A 912-nucleotide genomic window follows, 5' to 3' on the forward strand; every position below is an offset into this window, starting at 1 on the left:
TTTTGAGCGGCTGAAAACATACCTTGCTATGTTCAGGTGAACATAAAAATCCGTCAGGGGACGGATGGGAAGATACCTTTCAGGACTCCGGCTGCGCCACCATCGGCGAACCCTGCTGTCCGTGGGCAAAATTACGGTTAAAATCGCATGTTAAACAGGATTTTAGCTATGCCTACCTCTACCACCCTGTGCCACTTGCTGCCACTTTTCGGAGAAGTGATACATGTTCCAGAATATCGTTGTTTATTTGCAGCATGATTCAAGAAACCAACGATTTGAAGATATGAGAAACGGAACATTCAAATACCCGGAAAACAGCTTCTTCGGACACTTGCCGAAGCGGATACCCGAACCGTCGGAAACCCGGTTATCCGACAATTCGGTGACGTATGGATTCAATGACTTCATGACGCAATGTCGTCATTCATTGCTTATCTGTTACATCACTTCAGCACTGAACCTGACAGGCAGCAATCAGCCTATATGTGTCATTACAGAAACGGATGATGCAGCCCACATGGAAACTAAAAATTAAATCATCAACTATTAATACAAAAAGACAATGGAAATCGTATCAATTGAAAGAAAGACCTTTGAGGCAATGGTCGCCAAGTTCGACCGTTTCGTCAGTCGCATGGATGCCATCTGTCGGCGGCACGGAGAAAAGAAGATGAGCGAGTGGATGGACAATCAGGACGTTTGCCGGATGCTCAACATCAGCCCACGCACATTGCAGACGCTTCGGGACAACGGGACGTTGGGATATAGCCAAATCAACCACAAGATATATTACCACCCCGAAGATGTGCAGCGTATCATGTCGGCAGTGGAGGGCAAGCGGAAGAAGAAAAGCGCAATGGCTGTATCATCTGACAGTCATACAGAGTAATGAAAATCAATCCCACTCTTACC

Annotated in this window: 2 protein-coding genes; both read left to right on the forward strand. The window is 46.3% G+C overall.

All coding sequences use genetic code 11. The features are described 5' to 3' along the window. The first annotated feature begins 283 nt into the window (after positions 1–283). Positions 284–535 carry a hypothetical protein gene (locus MoGM_RS00620; protein ID WP_104368301.1) on the forward strand — a complete coding sequence of 84 codons (252 nt, stop codon included), beginning with the start codon at positions 284–286 and terminating at the stop codon, positions 533–535. Between the two features lie 27 nt (positions 536–562). Next, positions 563–889 carry a helix-turn-helix domain-containing protein gene (locus tag MoGM_RS00625; RefSeq protein ID WP_104368302.1) on the forward strand — a complete coding sequence of 109 codons (327 nt, stop codon included), beginning with the start codon at positions 563–565 and terminating at the stop codon, positions 887–889. Positions 890–912 lie beyond the last annotated feature (23 nt).

This window comes from Prevotella sp. MGM1 (assembly GCF_002933775.1).
GTDB lineage: Bacteria > Bacteroidota > Bacteroidia > Bacteroidales > Bacteroidaceae > Prevotella.